The organism is Actinoplanes campanulatus (assembly GCF_014647795.1).
In the GTDB taxonomy this organism is placed as follows: domain Bacteria; phylum Actinomycetota; class Actinomycetes; order Mycobacteriales; family Micromonosporaceae; genus Actinoplanes; species Actinoplanes campanulatus.
The window spans coordinates 261362-281737 of record NZ_BMPW01000007.1; the positions used below are offsets into that span (position 1 = coordinate 261362).

The 20376-nt window shown below is 69.8% G+C and carries 14 protein-coding genes; 10 read left to right on the plus strand and 4 right to left on the minus strand.

The window, feature by feature from the left end:
* Window positions 1–195 precede the first annotated feature (195 nt).
* The 4 genes from IEZ13_RS15875 to IEZ13_RS15890 all read left to right on the plus strand — a co-directional run bounded on the left by IEZ13_RS15875 (window position 196) and on the right by IEZ13_RS15890 (window position 2555).
* Window positions 196–804: a hypothetical protein gene (locus tag IEZ13_RS15875; RefSeq protein WP_183221813.1), complete on the plus strand. Its 609-nt coding sequence runs from the start codon at window positions 196–198 to the stop codon at window positions 802–804.
* A 170-nt stretch (window positions 805–974) separates the two neighbouring features.
* Window positions 975–1343, plus strand: coding sequence for a hypothetical protein (locus tag IEZ13_RS15880; RefSeq protein ID WP_183221812.1), 369 nt, complete (start codon window positions 975–977; stop codon window positions 1341–1343).
* A 50-nt stretch (window positions 1344–1393) separates the two neighbouring features.
* On the plus strand, window positions 1394–1747 hold the full coding sequence (locus IEZ13_RS15885) for a hypothetical protein (RefSeq protein ID WP_183221811.1): 354 nt from the start codon (window positions 1394–1396) through the stop codon (window positions 1745–1747).
* A gap of 310 nt (window positions 1748–2057) precedes the next feature.
* A complete protein-coding gene (locus IEZ13_RS15890) occupies window positions 2058–2555 on the plus strand; it encodes an NUDIX domain-containing protein (RefSeq protein WP_183221810.1) in 498 nt (165 codons plus the stop codon).
* A gap of 108 nt (window positions 2556–2663) precedes the next feature.
* Here IEZ13_RS15890 and IEZ13_RS15895 read toward each other — a convergent pair whose 3' ends face one another.
* The 4 genes from IEZ13_RS15895 to IEZ13_RS15910 all read right to left on the minus strand — a co-directional run bounded on the left by IEZ13_RS15895 (window position 2664) and on the right by IEZ13_RS15910 (window position 7991).
* The gene (locus IEZ13_RS15895; RefSeq protein ID WP_183221809.1) at window positions 2664–4022 is read right to left on the minus strand and encodes a ricin-type beta-trefoil lectin domain protein; all 1359 of its coding nucleotides are present in this window, start codon (window positions 4020–4022) and stop codon (window positions 2664–2666) included.
* A gap of 444 nt (window positions 4023–4466) precedes the next feature.
* Window positions 4467–5006 (minus strand): hypothetical protein, encoded by a 540-nt coding sequence (locus IEZ13_RS15900; RefSeq protein ID WP_183221808.1) that lies wholly within the window; start codon window positions 5004–5006, stop codon window positions 4467–4469.
* A gap of 23 nt (window positions 5007–5029) precedes the next feature.
* A complete protein-coding gene (locus tag IEZ13_RS15905; RefSeq protein WP_183221807.1) occupies window positions 5030–6982 on the minus strand; it encodes a hypothetical protein in 1953 nt (650 codons plus the stop codon).
* 4 nt (window positions 6983–6986) lie between these two features.
* Window positions 6987–7991, minus strand: a complete 1005-nt coding sequence (locus IEZ13_RS15910; RefSeq protein ID WP_183221806.1) for a hypothetical protein — start codon at window positions 7989–7991, stop codon at window positions 6987–6989.
* A gap of 256 nt (window positions 7992–8247) precedes the next feature.
* Between IEZ13_RS15910 and IEZ13_RS15915 the strand changes: the two genes are divergently transcribed.
* From IEZ13_RS15915 to IEZ13_RS15940, 6 genes are all read left to right on the plus strand, one after another.
* Entirely contained in the window at window positions 8248–8589 is a 342-nt protein-coding gene (locus tag IEZ13_RS15915) for a WXG100 family type VII secretion target (protein WP_183221805.1), read from the plus strand.
* A 14-nt stretch (window positions 8590–8603) separates the two neighbouring features.
* The gene (locus IEZ13_RS15920; protein ID WP_183221804.1) at window positions 8604–8888 is read left to right on the plus strand and encodes a WXG100 family type VII secretion target; all 285 of its coding nucleotides are present in this window, start codon (window positions 8604–8606) and stop codon (window positions 8886–8888) included.
* A 79-nt stretch (window positions 8889–8967) separates the two neighbouring features.
* Entirely contained in the window at window positions 8968–9372 is a 405-nt protein-coding gene (locus IEZ13_RS15925) for a YbaB/EbfC family nucleoid-associated protein (RefSeq protein ID WP_183221803.1), read from the plus strand.
* Window positions 9369–9734, plus strand: a complete 366-nt coding sequence (locus IEZ13_RS15930; protein ID WP_183221802.1) for a hypothetical protein — start codon at window positions 9369–9371, stop codon at window positions 9732–9734. The genes IEZ13_RS15925 and IEZ13_RS15930 overlap by 4 nt, the downstream gene beginning before the upstream one ends.
* A gap of 27 nt (window positions 9735–9761) precedes the next feature.
* Complete coding sequence (locus IEZ13_RS15935) at window positions 9762–19793, plus strand: WXG100-like domain-containing protein (RefSeq protein WP_183221801.1); 10032 nt, start codon at window positions 9762–9764, stop codon at window positions 19791–19793.
* Window positions 19790–20374, plus strand: a complete 585-nt coding sequence (locus tag IEZ13_RS15940) for a hypothetical protein (protein WP_183221800.1) — start codon at window positions 19790–19792, stop codon at window positions 20372–20374. The genes IEZ13_RS15935 and IEZ13_RS15940 overlap by 4 nt, the downstream gene beginning before the upstream one ends.
* The last annotated feature ends 2 nt before the right edge of the window (window positions 20375–20376 follow it).

The window sequence follows — 20376 nt, forward strand, 5'->3', positions numbered from 1 at the left end:
GGGAACGGGTTCGCATGTCAACAGTTGCACGCAGGGGCTCATCTGGAGCCGGATTCGTCATCGACGCAACGACACTGTCTGTCGCCGGTGATTTCCACCACGGATCTGGCAACCGATAACCGCACGGCCTCCACCTGATCTGGTGATGAGAAGGCCCACCGAGCCCCGCGCTCCCTATTTCCAAGGCAGACTGTCATGCGTTCCCAGAGGGTATTGTCGATAGCAGTAGCGTTGCTGGCATGTGGCCTCGCCGGCTGCAGCGATGTCAGTGAACCGTCAAGTGGGAAACCCACTGCGATAAATCAGCAGACCTACCACCTTGACGATCGTGACATCAAAGAAGGCGAAGATCTCCAAAACAGGCTGATGGCCGATGGCTCCGTGAGCCGTAGTGATTACGAGCAAGCGGTAAAAGCGGTGGGCGAATGCTTCGCGCGATACAATCTGAGGTTTACCGACGAGGGGTGGGACCCCGTTGGAAACCAGACGATCGATTTCACCTTCGGTAACCCCGAACTCTCGGACGATGAGGTTCTCGGCTACGGAGACGGCTGCCAGAAGGTTTACCTGGAAAGAATCCAGGAGTCATTCGTGGCATCGTCCGAGCCCGTCATGGATCCCGCGATCCTGAAAGCGTCGCAGAATTGCTTGTCCAAGCAGGGAATCCAGACAACCAGGAACGAGACGAACATAGAGGACCTGGTCGCCAGCGCGGGGAAGGCTGCGTTCGACGATGTCCTTAAGTGCGTCAAGGAGTCGGCGCAGACACTTCATCCCAACCGGTCGCTGAACATCGGCGTGTGAAGCGGGGAATCTCTTTTCCTTCTCCGACTGCGACGTTTTCCACCCCATCTCGCTCAGCCGGGCGGAACCCGATTGGCCGGCAGAGCATTTCTCGGTACCGAACCTGCTCACCGTTGTTCGTCCGTGAGCAGGGAATCTTAGCTGGTCAACCAAAGTAAGGAGTTTCATCCATGGGGGTCAAGAAGGCGGCTAAGCCGCCGTTCGTAAGTGCTCTGGCGGTGTCCACTGCGATCGTCACGGGCGTGATCGCGTTTCCAGCCCCGGCTCTCGCTGCGAACAGCACGTTCATCGACCGTGGGGACTGCAGGTGGCATGCGGAGGTCTGGTCGGGAGAGGCCGAGACCGAGCGCGTCGACACCGATGGTGGCTGCACGGGGCACAGTTGGGCTCGAATCAAGGTCGACGGGTCTTGGCGTTCTTGGCAACACAAGGAGAGGTGGATCGTCATCCCTCTGCCCAGCGCCGCGCACCCGATTCAGCAGAGCCAGCACAAGACCTGCTCCGACTGCGGCGTTTACACGCTGACTCCGACTTTCTAGCACTCCACCTCCTCTTGGCAGTTTCAACGACGAATAGGAGAGCAGTACAGATGAAGAAGCTCAGCTTCATGGGATCGGCTACCGCATTGGCGCTGGCGGCAGTCGCTGTGATGGTGCCGTCGTCCGCCTCCGCAGCGGCTGGCCCCACCACACGAATCATCGAGCGAAGCGGTTGTCTCTGGACGGCGGAGAACTGGGGATTCGAGGCGGAGACCCATCGTTCAGCCCCCAACGACTGCGCTGGACATGCTTGGGTCCAGATCAAGGTCAACAATTCCTGGTCTGCCTGGAAGCACGATTACAATGAGGCGAAACTGCCGGCGCCCTCCGGGCAGAGGATCCAGCAGAGTCGGCACAAGACCTGCACAGACTGCGCTGCCATCACCCTCAACGCGCCCAGCTGACCCTGTCGCCAACAATTCATCGAGGGCATCACCGTAAGGTCCTGCATCCTCGACGGATACGGCTTTGACCATGGGTTTCGCCGATTCCCGCGGCATCGCTTCCTGACAGCTACCGAACCGGCCCGAGCAACGGCATGGCGAATCCGCCACCCATCTCGGGCCGGTTCCGTGCTTTCGCGTGCCCCTCGTGCACCCGGGCCCTCTACCAGTAGCCGCGACTCAACTACTGGCCGGGCCACGCGAACCGCGAGGGATGATGCTCAAGCCCGACGGATGGCCGATCGGTCGCGCCAGATCTAGCATGATCTCCATGAGCGACGTCACCGCCGGTGAGGTACCCGAGCTGGCGTTCACACTCCCGACCATCCCGGCCTCTGCCGGAGCTCTGGTGCGTGGCCGCAAGGGCCGATTGCTCATCCTGAAGCCGACGTACAAGGGCGGTTGGACGATCCCGGGTGGGATTGTCGAGATCGGCGAGTCACCCTGGGAGGCGTGTCGCCGCGAAACCAACGAGGAGTGCGGCCTCAACGTCACCACGGGGCGGCTCGTGTGCGTAGACTTCCTGCGCCCACGGCCTGGCCGTCCGGGTGGTATGCGCTTCCTTTTCGACTGCGGCGTCTTCGACGACGCCGTCTTGGACACGGTGGTCCCCCAGCCGGTCGAGATCGCCGAAAGCCGGATCCTGCCGATCGACACGGCGCTGCCTCTGCTGAGCGGACCGGTCCGACGTCGGGTACGCGCCGCCTGGAAGACCAAACGGGTGCGCTATCTCGAGGACGGCCGCCCTGTGCAGGGGATCAGTTCTTAGCAGATCTCTGCCATGGTCGGACGCCGCGCGCACCGGAACGCGCGGAAGAGGGCGCGGGAGCTTGTCCGCTTCCGCGCCCTGACCGTCAGTGTGCCCCTCGGCCGGCCGTCACGCGGCCTTCACGAAGTACTGTGCGGCCGATCCGTTGCAGTCCCAGATCTGCAGTCGCGCGCCGTCCGCTGTCGAGCCGCTCGGGGAGTCCAGGCACTTGTTGGAGTTCGGGTTGCGCAACCGGTTACCTTCCTGGACCCAGTTCTGTGCGCCGCTGCCGTTGCAGTCCCAGAGCTGCACCTTCGTGCCGTTGGCCGTACCCGCGCTGGTGACGTCGAGGCACCGGCCCAACGTCCGCAGGGTCTGGCCGTCCCAGCTCCACTGCTGGTCCTTCGAAAGAGAAGGTCCCTGGCAGGTCCACAGCTGCACGGCCGCGCCATTGCCGCCCGTGTCGTTTCCGGCCACGTCCACGCACTTGCCGCCCGGCCCGTTGACCTGCGTCGCGGGTCCGCCCGTCGGAGGCGGCGTCGTGCCCCCGCCGTCCTGGTAGTAGCGCACGTAGTCGATCGATGCGGTGAGCGGGAACTGGCTTTGCACGGGGTTCTGTCCGGGGTACGTGCCGCCCAGCGCCAGGTTGAAGATGATGTGGAACGGCTTGCGGAACTCCTCCAGGGTCGCCGGTGTCGTGTCGATCACGTGCGTTTGCACACCGTCGACGTACCAGCGGATCTGCGCGGCCGTCCACTCGATCGCGTAGACGTGGAAGGCCGCGGCGTTGTTGACGGCGGGGTTCGCGACGTAGTTGGCGTTCTGACCCGCTGTCCACGGGAACACGCCGGTCCGGAGATCCCAGAAGATGTTGTTCGTCACGGTCGCGTTCGCGTTCGCGTGTTCCATGATGTCGACCTCGCCGCAACTGGCCCAGTTGGTGGGCAGGCGGTCGTAGTAGGTCTGTGCAGGGTTGTAGGCGCTCGTGGACGTCTCGTCGCACGCGTCACCGAGCATCCAGAAGGCCGGCCACGAGCCGGTGGCGGTCGGGAGCGCCATGCGCGCCTCGATGCGGCCGTACTGGAAGGAGCGCTTCGTGTCCGTCGTCATGCGGCACGACGTCTGGTAGAAGTTGCGGCCGTTGACGGTGATGGGCGTCGTGAGCCAGTTGGCGCGCATCACGAGGTTGCCGCCGGACTGCGTGCAGTTCTCGGGGCGGTACCACTCCCACTCGCCGTTGCCCCAGCCGTCGAAAGCATTGAGGCCGGGGTTGAGGCCGTTGCCGACGTTGTAGTTCCAGTTGGCGCTGCTGGGCGCGCCGGACCCGTTGAACTCGTCGGCCCACACGAGGTTCCAAGCGGCCTGTGCGGGCTGCTGCTGGACGACCGCGCTGCCGACGAGTGCGGTGACGGCCGCGGTGAGGAGGACCAGGAGGCGCCGGAGGTTGCGTGACAGCGCTCGGTCCGCGAAACCTGCATTCTTTGTCACGGAGAACGTCCTCTCGTACGGAGTGGTCGATCTACTGCGGGGGTGACATGAGAGCGTTTTCTGTAAACATTGTTACGTAAATATTTCCAGATGTCGATGCGTTGGGTCGGCACTGGCGGACCGAGCGCTGGGGAAGCGCCTGGGCGGTCATTCCGGTCGATCGCGTTTGCGCATGGCGACTCGGACAGCACGGCGTGTGACCGCTCCGCCGCTCGGGATCGTCGCGCGGCTGCGCACGCGGTGCCCTGCGTGCCGGACACAACGCGCCGACACTCTGCGCGTCAGGGACCGAACTCGTCGGAGTCAGCGCGTCGACGTCGCCGCCACCGAGAGGCGCTCACGACCGCGTGAGGACACCGTGCGCGGCGCGGAAGGCGCGGGTTCAGCTGGATCTGGTCGACGTCCGGCCAGTCCGGCCTCGTCCAGCAGCCGTGGCAGCCCCGTTCACGGCCGGCGGCCGAGGGCCCGGGCGCTCAGCGGGCTGAGTCTCGGCGACGCGAGGATGCGCTGCTCCAGGAAACGTACGACCGGGTGGCCGGTGACCTCCGAGCGCCGTACGACGGAGTGGGTGCCGCCGGCGAACTCGGACAGGGCCTCCAGGTCGCCGGCGTAGCGGGTGAACTCCTCCGGCGTCACGTAGAAGATGGTCGGCCGGGGAGGATCGCCGTCGCCGGCCCAGTCGAAGGGCCAGGCGAGTTGCTCCTCGGTGCCGGCGCGGGCCGGATCAGGGGTGACCGAGTACTGCGCCGTCAGGATCTCCAGCAGGCGGGCCTGAGCGGGCGTCGTGAAGTCGGCGATGTCCTCGGGCAGCGTGTCCAGCGACCACGGGCGCTCCGTGCCGGGAGCCGGCACGAACGACACCGAGACGGTCTGGTTGAGGTCGAAGGTGTACATGCCGTCGTACAAGGAGGCGTTTTCGGCCTCCTCGTCCCAACCGCGCGCTCGTACCCGAACGTTGTAGTCGGCGTCCGACCCCAGTTTCACCGGTCCACCCCCTTTCTCGCAGGCTAGCGGCCGCCCAGGATCTTGCGGATCTCGGGCTCGTAGACCGCCTCCTCGCGCTTGCCGGTGACCACGCCCCCGCCGGGGGTCCGCACCTCGAACGCCTGCTCGTCGGTGACCACGCCGCGGGCCTCGTCGTCGGCCGGGTGGACGCCGGCCGTCCGCTCGTCGCCGACTCGGCGCCGATTGAGCTCGGGCGCAACGGTCCCCGGCTTCTCCACGCGGGCCGGACCGGTGGTGCTGGTCGCGGCACGGCTGCGCAGCTCCTTCGGCACCTCTTCGAGTCTGGACACGCGGCTGCCGGTTGGCGGCGGCGCGGGGGCGTCGATGATCGGGTTACCGGCGGCCGCGCGGGCCTGTTCGGCGCCGAGCCAGGACGGACCCGCCGTAGTGGTGGGGGCCGTCCGGCTTCGCGTCGGGGTGGGCGGCTCAGAGGTACGCGTGGGCCGCTGCAACACCGGCGGGGTCGTGCCGTCGCGCGGCGTGGTGTCACCGCCGGTGGGCGCGGTGGGGCGCATCTCCTGCCGGCTGCCGGGGCGGACCCGGTCGCGGTCGCCGGTGGGATTCTTCAGTACCGGCGGTGCGGTGTTGCCGGTCGGGCGGCCGAAGGCGCCGTCGCCGGCGGCGGTCGGCTTGACCGGCGTGCGCTGGCCCGAGCGGTCGTCCCGGCCACGCTCGCCTGGCCGGCCCGGCTGCGGCTGGCCCGGGTTGGCCCGGGACGGATCGGCCGGCACGTTCGGTCGGCGCAGCGTCTTGCCCGGCGGTTGGGTGGATCCCGGCGGGAGCTGGCTGCCGCCGCCCGGTCCTCTGGTGAAGGCGTTCTTGGTCAGCTGGCCGGGATTCGGCGGCTTGCTCGTGTTCGGCGCCGGCGGGGCGGCCGACTTGTTCAGCTGTGACGGCGCCGGACCGGTGCCGGGGTTGGTGACCGGTGGCTTCACGCCCGGGTTGGTGAACGCCGGGGGCGGCGGTGGCAGGGTGGTGAGCATCGGCGGATTCACCGGCGGGTTCACCGGATTCGGTGTGCCCGGGTTCGAGGGCAGATCGGTCGCCGGCGCCTCCGGCGCGTCGGACGGTGCCTTCGGCGGGGTGATCGTCGGCTTGTCCTCGCCCGGCAGCGGCGGGGCGGGCGGCTGGTTCTGCTGAGCCGGTGGGGGCGGCGGCGGGACGCCCGGCGGCAGCGTGCCGGGATTCGGCGCGCCCGGAGGCAGCGACGGCGCGTTCGGCATGGCGGGTCTGCCCGGCGTGTTGAGGACCACGTTCATCGGGCGGTAGGGCGGGCCGACACCGGTGTTCACCATCGAGGTGTACTCGTAGTGCTCGTTGCCGACCCGGTAGGCGAGTTCCTGGGCCCGTCGTTGGAAGTCCCGGGTGACCTGGTCGACCTGCTCCTTGACCTGCTGTTGCTTGGAGTCGTCCCAGGTCTCGAAGCCGTAGTGCCGTGAAACGTCGACCCATTCGCTGAGCTGGCCGGCGAAGTCGACCTTCTGGGCGTTCTTGAGCGCCTGTTCGTACTCGGTCCAGAGGGTGTCGATGTCACGCCGGGCGTCGATGGTGATCTGCGTGAGATGGCGCAGGGCGGTGACGTTCTTCTGGACGGCGTCCATCCAGACGTCCAGATAGGCGAGGGCCTCGCCCGGGCCTTTGCGCAGGAACGCGTCCCGGGCCTTCGGCGACTCCCAGCGTTCGTCGTGCAGCAGGGTGCTCTCCCGCAACACGTACGTCCGGACGTTGTCCAGCATGGTCCACGCGTTCTGCCACTGGTCGCCCAGCGCGGAGACCTGCTCCGGGTGCATGTTGTGGATGCGTGCCCGGATCTCCTCGATCGTCATGTTGTTGCCGTCGCCCGCCTTCGAGGTGAACGGTTCCGACGACGACTCGTGCTGGCCGTAGTGCAGCTGCCCGCTGTACGGGCTGTATCCGTAGTTCGGATCCGCCTTGGCGCCCCAGTAGTCGACCATGTGCTCAGAGGCTGCCGTTCAGGTACGGGTCGTACTTCTCGTTGAGAGGTTTCTGCACGCCGGGCTGCCCCTCGGTCTCGGCGCCGATCACGATCCGGTCGGTCACGTCGCCCTTCGCGTTGTACGTCGTCTCGGTGCGCGCACCGGTCTCCGGGTCGATCGTGATCTCGCGGCGCCCGCCCGTGCTGGTCTGCGCGGTCTCCCCGGTCATCTCGCCCTTGCCGTCGTACGTGGTCGTCGTGGTGGTCGTGGTGTCGCCGCTCGTGACCACCTTCACCTGCTGGTTCCTGGTGGCGTCGTACGACGTCGTGGTGCGGGTGCTGCTGGTCGACACCACGTCACCCTTGCTGTTGTAGACCGTGGTCGTGACGACCGTGGCGCCGGTGCCCGGAATCGTGGTCGTCACCACCTCGCGGGTCTGACCGGTGACCACGTTCTCCGAGGTCAGCGTCGACTGGTACGGCGACTGGACGGTGGAGGTAGCCGGACCCCACTCGGCGCTCGTCTCGGTCGGCGGAACGACACCGGCGGCGCCCGCGCGCAGCGCCTCCTCGTACGTCTGCCCGATGCCCTTGGGCAGCCCGGCCGGGCGCGGGACGCTCTTGTCGCCGAAGGCGAACAGGACGTCGTTGAGGTCCGCGGCGCCGATGGCGTCGCCGTTGCCGTAGATGTCCGCGATGGTCTGCGCCGCGGAGCCCACGTTGAACAGGGTCTCGCCGAGATTGCCGAGGTAGGCGCTCAGCTCGGAGGCGTTGGCCAGAAGCTGCGACCGAAGGAAGGCCGCCTCGCCGAGCACCATGCCGTTCCACGCCTCGACCGGCATGCTGAACAGCTCTTTGAGGTGGGCGGCGCGGCCGGCCAGGTCGAGCCGCTGGTCCAGCATGTCTTTGGCGTAGTCGCGCAGGCCCTCGACATCGACCTTCAGTGGGTCGCCGCTCACCCACGGTGCGTGGGTGTTCGCGTACGTCTCCGAGGAGTACGGCGCGGTCTCCCCTGGTTCGTGGCCCATCCTGCCTCCCCGTCCTGGCTGCCCGTCCGACACGACACCGTAGCGCTGCCAGGGTAGTCGGCCGGGAGCGTGGTGGCGAAGAAGGACTTGAATGTCGATCGTGGCACAAACCGTTGACGCGAATTGGCCACTCCGGGTGGCCGCGGCTGGACGATCACCGTTACCGTCAGCGTTCGATGCAGAATCGTGTGCCGCTTCGATCGGAGCGAGCCGACACCGAGAGGCGGGGTGAACCACTTTGTCAGCGACACCCGGAATGGGCCAGGTCCATGCCACCCAGGACCAGCTGAACGCGATGGCGCAGCGATGTGAGGACACCGGCCAGAACATCACGACCGGCATGGCGCAGCTGCTGGACCGGGTCCAGTCGCTCGGCGGCGGGGGCATGGCGGGCGCGGCCAACAACGCTCTTCAGGACGTTTCCGTGCAGCTCAACGAGGGCCTCAAGAAGATCATCAACGCGCTCGACGAACTGGCCGGCAAGATGAGCAACGCCTCCACGCAGTACGGCGTGAACGACGAGGACGCGGCCAACGAGATCCGCGCCGCGGCGGCCGCCACCGGCGACAGTTCCGTGATCAGCATCCTGCGCGGCTGAGGGGAGATTTCGACATGAGCATCACCTACAACTTCGGTCAGATCAACGACGTCGCCACCGCGATCGGCACTTTCCAGGGCCGGATGGACCAGGATCTGAACGATCTCTACACGGCGTTCACGCAGCTGTTCGCGCAGGACTGGCAGGGTCAGGCGGGTACCGCCTGCGACGAGGCCCGGCAGAAGTGGAACCAGGGCGCTACCGAGATCAAGGCCGCGCTGGCCAGCGTCGGCGTGAAGCTCGGCGCGTCGGCGGACCGGATGCAGCAGATCGACCAGCAGATCGCGGCCGGAATGTAGTGGAGCCGGCCGGCGCCGGCCGGACATCCCCATCGGATCGTCCGGCCGGTCGCCCGGCCGGGTGAGAGAGGCGAGGAAGTTGGCGGACGTACCGGGGCGACCCGACTGGGGCGTGCTCCGCGGCATGATGGCCGACCTGCAGAAGGCCACCAAGGGCCTGCCCGACCTGCAGCGCAGGATGCTGGAGGTGACCGGCACGGCCTGGTCACCGGACGGCATGATCAAGGCGGTCGTCGGCCCGCGCGGGCATCTGCTCGAGCTGGACATCGACCCGCGGGTGCTGCGCCAGCCGAACTCGAAGGCCCTGTCGGCGAGCATCGTGCAAACCGTGCGCGCGGCCGTCGAGAACGCCGGCGAACAGAGCCGTGAGCTGCTCAGCGGCAGCCTGCCCGGCGACCTGCGCGCCATCGGCGACACCGACATGACCACGTTCGTCGGCAGCCACGACGCCGACGTACGCCTGCGGAGCGAGGATCGCGAATGAGCAACTTCGTGGAGATCAGGTCCAGCCCTGCCGAGATCATCAGCATCGCCACCGGCCTCCGTAACCGCGGGGCCGACCTGGTCACGGCGGTGTCCGGCATCTGTCACGAGATCGAGGCGCAGGAGCGGGAACCCAAGACGTTCCCGAGCGACCAGTTCACCGACCCGTTCGTGGCGCAGTACAAGAAGGTCGCCGACGCCACCGACGGCGACGGCCACCCGGCCAACGAAGCCGTACGGCTCGGCGCCGCGTACTGCGGCACGAAACTCACCGAGATCGGCGACTTCGTCAACAAGGCGATGGTCAACTACGAGGCCGGCGACCAGCAGGGCGCGACCGAGATCAACCAGAGCGCCCGCTGACGCATGAGCCACGAGGAACACGAGGTCATGACCTCGATCCTCGACTGGTTCGGCCAGATCGAGGAGTGGATCCCCGGTGCCGGGTCGTGGGCCGCTGACCTGCTGATCGGCCCGATTCCGCTGGCGTACGCCAACAACGCCTACGACCTGGCCGACCAGTGGGGACGGCTCGCGGACGCGCTCAACGAGGCGTACCAGGAGGTCATGCAGGCGGCCAACCCGATCCTGGAGAACTGGTCGGGCGACGGCGCCGCGCAGGTCTTCACGCAGGAGTGGTTCGCGTACCTCGAAGGTCTGCGCCAGACCGCCGAGAGCGCCGCCCAGATGCAGCGCGGCGCCCAGAACTTCGGGCTCGAGGTCGAGCTGATGAAGTTCATGGCGGCCCTGAACCTGATCATGCTCGCGGTCTCCATCTACATGTTGATCGCCGCCGCGATCCCGACCGCCGGCGCCGCGCTCGGCGCCGCGCCGGGCCTCTTCGCCGCCTGCCGCATCGCCCTGGCGAAGGCCGCCACCACCACGGTCAGCAAGATCGCGGCGCTCGAGCTGCGGGTCGTCATGCGCAGCCTCGCCACGCTGTTCACCAAGCTTCCCGGCGCGATCGCCACCCGGGTCAGCCCGGCCGTGATCCGGGCCGCCGCCCCACGCGTCATCGCCGCCGCCGGCCCGCGGATCACCTCGGCGATGACCAGGGACGCGATCGCCCGGGGAGCCCGCACCATCGTGGCGCGCGGCATCTCCAAAGCGGTCGCCAACCGGCTCGCCGCACAGAGTCTGCGCGGGCTCGCCGCCCAGCAGGTCGGCGGCGTGCTGCGCCGGCAGGCCATGCGAGAGGCGCAGCGCCAGCTCTCCAAGGAGATCCGCCGGCAGCTGGTGCAGAACTGGGCCCGCCGCGGGGTCCAGCAGGCCGCCACCACCACCGTCGGCCGGATCGCGGCCACCCGGGCCGCGGAGGTCACGCTCGGCAAGGAGTTCGCCAAGTACGTCGGGGTCCGCGTCGCCTTCGGCGCCGGCTTCATGGGCGGCGGCAATCTGCTCGGCCAGTTCGGCCAGGGACTGTCCGGCAACCGGACCGAAGGTCTCGACTGGGGCCAGATCAGGACGCACACCATCCAGGGCGCCGCCTACGGCGCCGGCATGTTCGGCGGCGTGGTCGGGCACGGCGTCGGGGGCGGCCTCGCCGGTGGCGGATTGACGTACGGCCAGGAGCTCGTCGACTACCTCAAGAGCGACGGCAAGAACGAGATCGACTGGGGCGCCGTGCGGCACAGCGCGGCCGAGGGCGCGATGGCGGGTGTCGTCTTCGGCGGCCAGACGGTCCTGGAGAACGCCAACCCCGGCATGCCGCACACCCGGATGGGCTCGGTCCGCATCGGCGCCGACGTGCAGTTCCTGCCGGGCGACAACGGCGGCTTCAACCTCGCGTCGACCCGGGCGAACGGCCGCGAAGGGCTGTTGCTGACCAGCGACGGTTACGTGGCGTTCGAGCGCCGCGGCGAGGTCAGTGTCCCGGACGAGATCGCCGGACGCTCCGATGTGGTCGCCGCGATGAACCAGCACTTCCCGAGCGGCGCCGTCGACGCGCCCGCGCCACGCGGTGAGGGCGGCGGTGGCGCCGGCGCGCGGTCCGGGGACAACACCACCGGAGTACGGCAGGGCGGTGGGGACCGGGACACCGGCGGCCGGCCGCAGGACCCGGCCCCGAGAACCGAGGAACGGGTACGGGTACCGGCTGATCCGGACGGGGCCGGGGCCGGACGGGGCGCCGAACCACCCGCCGGTTCCGACCGCCCGGCAGCGGACCGCAGCGGGGCAGATGGCGGACACCCGCCGGACTCCGGGACGCCGGCGCGGCCTGCGGCCCCTGATCGTGGGCCCGTCGCCGAGAACGGCCCGGCAACCGACCGGGGACCCGGCGCCGATCGCACGCCGGTCACGGACCGTGCCCCGGACGGCGACCGCACGCCTGCCGCTGACCGTGGGCCGGTCGCGGAACCGCGGACCACAGCGGACACGACGACCTCCACGGGTGACCGGACCGGCTCGGCCACCGACCGTGGGGCGCCTGAGCACACGGTGCCGGAGCGGCGCGCGGACGACGCTCCCCCGCCCGGCCGGCCGGCGGACGGCCCGGCGCGTACCGACACGACGCCGACCGGCCCCCGCGGCGACGGGCCGGTGCACGACGCCGATGCGCCGACGCCCCGCGACCCGGCCACGCCACGGGCGGACCAGGACACCGGCGCGCCACGCGAGGGCGACGACGCCGTACGCGGCCGCGGCGACGGCGATCCGCCCGCCGGACCACCACGGGACCCTGACGAGGCGGGCCCGCCGGCCGATCGAACCGGCGAGGAACCGCCGCTGCGCAGCGCCGGCGCCGAGGTCGGCGAGATGCCGACACCGGAGTCGATCCGGCAGGGCACGGTACGCATGGAGCTGCACCCCGACTTCCCGGACGTGACGCGGTTCCTCACCGACAACGGCTTCCGGCTGGTCGAGGACCCGGCCGGGCCACGGGTCGTCATCCGGCACGTCTACAGCGCCGACGGCAAGACGTTTCTGCACGAGGAACGCGAGGTGCGCCACCTCGACGGCATGCGCTGGCTGGATCTGGAGCACGAGCTCGACCACGTCCGGCAGATGCTCGACCGGTTCGGCGGCGAACTGGGCACCGAGGCGTACCGGGAGCGCGCCAACGGCACCCGCGTCGAACTCAAGGGCGCCCAGCGGATCCTGTCGGCCAAGTACGACACGATCGTCGAGTACCACGTGCGGCTGCAGGAGGCGATCCGGCTCCTCGAACGCGGCGTGGATCCCGCGCTGGCCCGCGAGCACCTGGCCGGGGTCGACGAACGCCGTGCGCTGATGAACCAGAAGGTGCACCAGCGCGACTCGGCGGCGCAGAACTGGCGGCGCGAGCACTTCTCCGACATCCCGTCCCTGGAGAACCGCCTGCGGGAGCTGCGGACCGACTTCGAGAACGGCCCGGCTGACCGTTCCGGCGAGCCGGGTGACGCGATGACCGGCGCGTCCATCCGGCCGCGGGACGAGTTCGCGGCGTACGACTGGGCGGAGCGGGCGTACGACCGGTTCCGGGCCGACGACGCGGACGTCGCCGAGATCGCCGGAAACCTCGGGGACGTGCCCCGCTCCGAGGGCCGGACCGGCTACACGCCGGCGGAGATCCACCAGATCAAGCAGCACCTGATGGTGGAGCCGCACCGGATCACCGATTACGACGGCACCGTCGAGATCCGGCGCTTCGACGCCTCCCCCGACATCGCCGAGGCCTGGATCCGGCTGCGGGAGGGCCGGCACCTCCCCGAGGACCTGGTGCTGCTCAACCACGAGCTGGCCGAGTCCAACTACATGCGCCGCAATCCCGAGGCGGACTACCGGGAGGCCCACGACGCCGCCAACCAGCAGCACAATTGGCAGGACATCGTGCCGGCGCGCACCGGCGAGGACCTGGACAACAGATGGGGAGGGCGGCACTCGGATGGCGCTGCTGGTCGACTTCCGGAAAACCCGCGAGGACGAGAGACAGGTGGAATATCAGTTCGGTCACCCGACGATGGACCGGGCGCTGGTGATCGAGAAGGTTTCGCTGGCGGGGAGCCCGGTGGACGGGACGGTGGACCGGGCGTACGCGGCGGTGCTCACGAAGATCCTTCGGCTGCGGCGCGAACGGGAGAGCTGGCCGGCGGGCGGGACGTACGCGGCGTAGACCCGTACCGTCTGGTGTCGGTCGACGGGCCCGTGCCGGACCATCCGGTGGCCGCGCCGCACGAGGTCGCCGCCGTGCTGGAGGCCGAGTTGGGCGCGCTGGTCGCCGGCCGCGAGGCCGGGGCGCCGGACCAGCCGCACCGCGCCGACTGGGATGCGGAGTCACGGACCCTGCGGGTCCGCTACGGCGACGGGCTCGAGATCGACGTCGTCGTGCAGGTCAACGAGTCGGTGCCGCCCGGGCGGTCGGTGGTGGTCCGGCCCGCGCTGGAGCCGCTGGACGGCGGCGGCTGGCGGCAGACGCAACCGGCCGGTGTGGTGCTGTCGCCGCATGTCCCGGGAGATCCGGCGGCCCGCGCGCCGCACGTGACCGACGCGCTGGACGCGGCCTTCCGGGCGGTACACGACGAGCTGGGGCCGCAGCTGCGGCCGGCGGACGACGGCGTGCCGCCACGCGGCGACGGACCGGACGGACCGTCGCGGCCGGGTGACGACACCCCGCCGCCGCGCGCCGACGGGCCGGAGGCGCTGCGCGGGCTGGAGGAGACGACCTCGCCCGACGTACCGGTGCGGGACGCCGACGGGGTCGGTGTGCACCGGGCGGACCCGTCGGAGCCGCCGGCTCCCCCACCGCTCACCCCGGACAGCGTGCGGCAGACGCTGACCGGCCGCGGCGGGCCGGAACAGCTCGGACGCTGGGCGGGCGAGCATCTCGCCGACCACGACCGGAACGGGACACCGCGGCCGAAGAGCGCCGAGGAGATCGCCGCGACCGTCGACCGGCTGGGCGACGAGGCCCTCGACCGCGTCACCCCGGTGGAGACGGCCCGGCCGGAAGGGGTCCGGCACACGGCCAGCGCGATCGAGGGCACCGACTTCGTGCCGGACGGGCGGCCATGGCAGCAGCCCGACGTGACTGTGGGCGACCTGCGCCAGGCCGCGCACAACGCGCTGGCGGGCGATTTCACCGACGGCCGGGTCGCGTACGTCGTGCCGGACGGGCCGACCGTCCGGGTGGAGATGACCGATGGCGCCGTCCGGCACTTCCGGCCGGAGGTCGGCCAGGGCATGCGCGCCCTGGCGGAGACCACGGTCCGGTCCGGTACGCCGGACGACCCGCACATCGTCCGGGTCAACAACCGGGTGGCGGCGGATCAGCTGTCCCGGGTGTGGGTGCACGAGATCACCGAGACGCTGGCGCTCCAGCACGCGAGCGAGAACCGGGCGCAGCCGCACGGCGTGGTCCGTCGTGCGCTGTCGGCGATCGGCCGCGTCTTCGGTGGTGGGGAGCAACCCCGGCCGGAGACGTCCGTTCCGCGGGTGGACGCGCACACGGCCGCGCGGCTCAACGAGCGGCTGCATCTGCAGCGCCTGCACGACTGGGCACACGGGCGGCCGGAGGAGCAGCAGCGGCTGCGGCAGGAGATCGACGGCCTCGACCGGGATCTGGAGACGCTGGGGCATCGGGTTCCCCGCCAGTTGTTCGACTGGGGCGCGACGGCCCCGGCACGAACCGGCCTCGACCCGGTGATCGGTGGGCGGCAGCACACGGCGCCGGATCCCGCATACCGGGTGCCGGACTGGTATCGCAACGACGGGCCGGAGACACCGGCGATGCCGCGCTTCGACGACGCCGGGCCGGAGACCGGCCGGCCCCATGACGACGACGGGGCGCCGCATGACCCGGCGCCACGCGACGAGGTCCCGCCGGAGCCGGTGCCGCACGATCCCGGCGGCGACGGTCCACGGGGCCCCGGCGAGCCCCGTACCCCCCTGCGGGAGCTCTTCCCGCGCACCGAGGAGCAGGCCGCGCACTGGGGGCCGGTGGCCGAGCGGGCCTTCGCGCGCGAGCTGAGCGGGCGCGACTACGCCGGCTTCGACGTACGCGTCGACAGCGTGCATGCCCAGCCCGGCCACATGGTCGCCCGGATGAGCGTCATGCACCCGGACCGGCCCGACCCGGTCGGGCGGATCACCCGCGAGTTCGTCATCGACCGCGACACCGGGCATCTCGAGGCCTTCCACGTCACGCTGGCCCTGGACCACGGCATCCAGGGATCCGGGTTCGCCCGGGCGTTCAACGACCATCTGGAGGGCTGGTACGCCGAGTCCGGCGTGAGCCGCGTCGGCCTGCACGCCGCATCGAGCATCGGCGGGTACGCCTGGGCGCGGGCCGGTTACGGCTGGGACACCCAGCGGTTCGGTCCGCAGGAGGCGCAATCGGTGTTTCAGCGCCTCCAGTCCGAGCTGGGTGCGCTCGAGCGCGACCTCGATCGGCTGGTCGAGGCCGACAGCCTCGGCGACGCGCGAACCGTGGACGAGATCCTGCGCAAGCATGGCTTTCCCGATGCCGGAACCGCTGTGCAACGTCTGGCCGATCAACAGGATGCGGCCGGGCAACTGTTGGAGCGCTATCACAGCAGCACGTTCGGTCGTCCGGGCTTCCCGTCACCGCACGAGGTGAGCCAGGTGGGACGGGCCGGCGAGACCGGCAGGGACGCCGGCTGGATCGGTAAGCGGGTCATGATGGGCGCCAGCTGGCACGGAACCAAGGTGCCCGGGGCGCGCCCCGAAGCACCGCTGCGGGCCGAGCCGGAGCCTCCCGCCGCCCACCCGGAACGGCCCCCGGCCGACGAGCCCGTCCGGCCCGGCGACACGACGACTGACGACCGGCCACTGCACCGGCGGTACGACGACGTTCTCTCCGATGCGGAAAGGCAGGCCCAGCGCGACCGGATCGACCGTGCGCTCAACCCGGACCGGTTCCCGGAACCGGAGCCCCAGCCGCCCGTACACCACGAGCCCGCCCGTACCAATCTCGATGTTCTCTTCAACGGCAGCGACGTGCCGCTGCACCCGGACGCCGTCGCCCACGTCGCCGAGCTGATGGGCATCGACCTCACCGGGGTGGACATCCACCTGGTGACCGACATGGCGGAACTCGGGCACATGGACGCCGGCCGGATCAGCGCCATCACCCCGCCCGAGATGCGGGGCGCGGAGATCCGTTTCGGCCCGGCGGCCTTCGCCGACGCGGAGACGCTGGCGGCTACGGTCGCTCACGAGCACCAACATGTTGTTCAACTGCGCGAGGGCCGCGACCCCGGCACGCACACGCTGCGCCAGCTCGAGGACGAGGCGTTCGCGAGCGAGGCGGCCGCGCTCCAGCGGTTCCGGCAAGGATTCGAAGGGTGGGAAGGTGTCCGAGAAGGCACAGTTCCAGATCGAGGAGGTCGTGGACCTGCCGGGCCGTGGCGGTCTGCTGGTGACGGGCAGGCTGCTCGCGGGGCAGATCACGCGGGGACAGAGACTGGTGGACGCGGTGACCGGGGCGACGGCGGAGGTCCTCGGGGTGGAGTTCGAGACTCCCCGGACTCGCGAACTGAACCTCACGACGCTGGTGGTGGAACGCGTGACACCGACGCCGGTGGCCGTCGGCCGGATCCTGGTGACCTGAACCGGCCGATCGGCGGTCGGCGACCGGACGAGCCACCGTTCGGCTACGACCGCTTCTACCGCGATCCGGACTGGACGCCCGAGGCCCTCGCCTTCGAGGTGCGGCTCGGCGTGCACTACTTCAACGACGCGGAGGCGCTCAACGCCGCACGGGACGCGGTCGCCCGACTCCGCGACGCGCTGACCGACCTCGCCACCAGCGGCGTCACCGACCCGGCAGCCCGGGCGGCGATCACGCGCGACGTCGAGGCAGCCTTCTTCCGCGGTGACGAGAACGCGTACAACAGCGCCGGCCAGGTCGGTCTCGGCGTGCCGCTGGACGCGCTGCTGCGCGACGGCAACGTCCGCGAGCTGACCACGGCGTTCTACAACGCCGCGTACTTCAACCGGGACAGCCCGCACACCCTCGCCAGGACGCTGCTCGACGTGATCGACAACGGCCGTTGGGAGGAGGCGCGCCGGGCCGGCATCGACGTGGACGAGCTGCGCGGCATGGAACGCCAGCTGGACCACAGCCTCAACCGCGCCATCATGGGCCGCGTCGAGGAGCGGTTCCCGCCGTCGGAATCACCGCGTTTCAATCGGCATCCGTTCGCCACCGCCAACGTCATCATGCGCTCGGAACGGCCGTTCCGGGACCTGACCGAGGTGATCAGCAGCCAAGCCGGCCGGCGGCCCCGCGGCGTGGACGAGCAACTGGCGCTCGCCACCACCCTCGGGCACTACGAACGGATGGGTGCGCCGCTCGGCCGCTTCGAACGAGCCTTCGTCGAGTCGATCGTCGGCCGGCTGGACGCCGACACCAAGCTGCCGTGGCGTGAGGGGTACGTCTGGCACGACACCGGCGGCAGCACCTGGGCCACCCGGATCGGGCGGGACGGCTACCCCGTACTGGACGGCGTCTCGGCGACCACCACCCGCATGCTGACCGGCGCGAAGATGCTCGGCATCCACGGGGTGGCCGCCGAACGCTTCCTGCACAGCCTGATCGGCTGGATGCTGCCGGCACGCGACCACTCGCTGATCGAGTTGCTCCGCGGCGCCGGCATCGCCGGTGTCGAGCCGGTCGCCGTGCATTCGCGCAGTGTGCGACCGACCGCGATCGACCTCTACCGCGGCATCCCCGGCATCGACGCGCACACACTGCGTACCCAGATCGCGCCCGACGCCCTGTTCCCGCACGAGGCCCGCTACCTCAACCACGCGCTCGACCCGGACGGGTTCACCGAGACGCAGCACAAGGTGCCGCAGATCGCCGACCGGCTCTGGCCTCAGCTGGAGACCGGCCGGGTCACCGACGCCGACCTGGCGCACTGGCTGGAACGCAACGGCGTCGACCCGACCGAGCTCGCTCAGCGCCTGACGAAGCCGCACGTCATGGCGCTGACCGTCTACACCCGGCACAGCCACTACCTGATCAACAACGTGATCACGGCCCAGATGCTGACGTTCGGGGCGTCCGAGCCGGCCGTCCGGGCAGTGCACGACCGCAAGATCGGCGAGCTGGTCGACAACTACCTCGGCAAGCTGTCCGAGGGTGACAAGCCGCTGCCCCTGCCGCTGGCGCTGCGGCCGGTGCTGCACGACGGCCCCGGGCACCTGGACTCCACGTCACCACTGCGCCCGGCGGCGCAACGCTGGCTCGACGCGGCCAACGACATGCAGGCGGCGAGACAGGACGTGCAGCGTCACCTGGCCGAGGGCGACCGGGCCGCGGCCCGCCAGGCGAAGGCCGAGGTCATGCGCGCCGACGCCGAGATACAGGCGGCCCGCGAGCAGATCGGCCGCGAACTCGGCGAGGTGGCACCCCGCCTGTTCGAGGAGGTCCGCTGGCACGCCGACATGGTCTACGACGCCCTGCGGCAACTGCCGGCCATCGGTACGCCCGAACGCCCGGTGATCGCCTACCGCGGCGACTGGTCGACACCGGTCTGGTCACCGATCTACGGCAACAAGATGTTCCCGCACGGCATGGCGCTGAGCGTGCTGAGCGTCAGCCGCCTGCCGGAGGTCGCCGTCCGGTTCATGGCCGAGAACCCGGCCAGCGACAACCGGATCATCGCGGTCTACAAACTCACCGGCGTGAACGCTCGCGACATCTCGGTGTTCTCCTCCTTCCCCCGCGACCAGGAGGCGGTGCTGCCGCCCGGCTCGCACACCCGCCAGGTGCACGATCCGGTCCTGGAGCAGCAGACCCGTGACCAGCTGCCGCCGGAATGGCGCGACCGGACCCGGATCATCGTGCTGGAGGAGCAGGGCGGCCCGCCCAAGGACCAGGCTGCGAGCGACTTCCGGCCGGACTTTCCCCGGGGCTCCGACTTCATCGACGACGGCCAGGGGTTCTCGGATCGAGCCGCCGAGGCTTACGTGCGCATCCGCAACAGCCCGCAGGACACTCCTCTCGCCGCCGCGAACACCGGCATCGATCGCGCGGTCGTCGAAGTCGTGCGCCAGAACCTGTTCGTGCAGCAGCACGACATCGCCCTTGGTCCCAACCACGTGGAGCGCGGGTACTTCACGCCGGACGAGCTCATCGCCGACCTCTGGGACAGCGCCGTCAACGGCACCCTGACCGCGGACGAGATGGCCGCCTTCCGGAACCTCGCGGCCCACGAGTACGTGGAGAACAAGCTGATGGAGGCCGGACTGCCCTACCGGTCGGCACATCCGGACGCGTTCGACGCCGACGGTGACCGCATCCTGCATCGCGACCACCCCGGGGCTCACGAACTGGCGCCGAACCAGTGGCGGCCGGAGGCGCCCTTCGCGCACTGGCGGAAATTCGGCTTGGACGGCTCCGGCCTTCGGATGGCCGACGACCTCTCGAACCTGGATCAGATCGTCCAAGCGGCTCTGCGAGGATGGGGACGATGACACCCGAAGAATCCGTACGCGCCATGGCGGACCGCCTGGGCGCTATCGACTGGGAACGGCATGGGCACCGGTGCTGGTCGAAGTCGGTCCTGCTCAAGGAGTACTTCCGTCGCGCCGCGCAATGGGCGGCCGCCTACCGATGTGACTCGCCCGTTCCCTTCTTCGACATAGCGCTCTGCGTCGATTCCCGTGTCCGCATCGACCAGCACGTACTCGACGGTGTGATCGAGAAGATCGCCGCCGGCCGAGGCGGCCTGAATGTCAAGCAGGTGACGCCGTTCATCCTCCGCTGGGCCGCCTTGCGGGCCACGCCGGGAATCGACCTGCCCACTCATCTGGAAGACCCGTTCGAGCCGCTGATCCTGCTCTTCGAACGCGACGGCGGATTCCACACCGAGAACGGCGAGGTCGACCTCGAGTACCGGTCCGTACCGATGCGTGGCTGGCGCAAACGAGCCGACAGTCCGCCGATGCCCAGCTTCGCCCCCGACGCTCTCGATGAGATCGACCGTGCTGGATCGCTTGCCCAGTTCGGCTACATCATGGGGCCGGACGGTGAGCCGGTCGGTGCGACCTCTTGACG

Bases quoted from the DNA above. Each gene is read 5' to 3' on its own strand.
- IEZ13_RS15910 (WP_183221806.1), bottom strand. From the start codon at position 7,991: ATGGGCCACGAACCAGGGGAGACCGCGCCGTACTCCTCGGAGACGTAC.
- IEZ13_RS15930 (WP_183221802.1), top strand. From the start codon at position 9,369: ATGAGCAACTTCGTGGAGATCAGGTCCAGCCCTGCCGAGATCATCAGC.
- IEZ13_RS15905 (WP_183221807.1), bottom strand. From the start codon at position 6,982: ATGGTCGACTACTGGGGCGCCAAGGCGGATCCGAACTACGGATACAGC.
- IEZ13_RS15940 (WP_183221800.1), top strand. From the start codon at position 19,790: ATGACACCCGAAGAATCCGTACGCGCCATGGCGGACCGCCTGGGCGCT.
- IEZ13_RS15935 (WP_183221801.1), top strand. From the start codon at position 9,762: ATGACCTCGATCCTCGACTGGTTCGGCCAGATCGAGGAGTGGATCCCC.
- IEZ13_RS15880 (WP_183221812.1), top strand. From the start codon at position 975: ATGGGGGTCAAGAAGGCGGCTAAGCCGCCGTTCGTAAGTGCTCTGGCG.
- IEZ13_RS15885 (WP_183221811.1), top strand. From the start codon at position 1,394: ATGAAGAAGCTCAGCTTCATGGGATCGGCTACCGCATTGGCGCTGGCG.
- IEZ13_RS15890 (WP_183221810.1), top strand. From the start codon at position 2,058: ATGAGCGACGTCACCGCCGGTGAGGTACCCGAGCTGGCGTTCACACTC.
- IEZ13_RS15915 (WP_183221805.1), top strand. From the start codon at position 8,248: ATGGGCCAGGTCCATGCCACCCAGGACCAGCTGAACGCGATGGCGCAG.
- IEZ13_RS15875 (WP_183221813.1), top strand. From the start codon at position 196: ATGCGTTCCCAGAGGGTATTGTCGATAGCAGTAGCGTTGCTGGCATGT.
- IEZ13_RS15920 (WP_183221804.1), top strand. From the start codon at position 8,604: ATGAGCATCACCTACAACTTCGGTCAGATCAACGACGTCGCCACCGCG.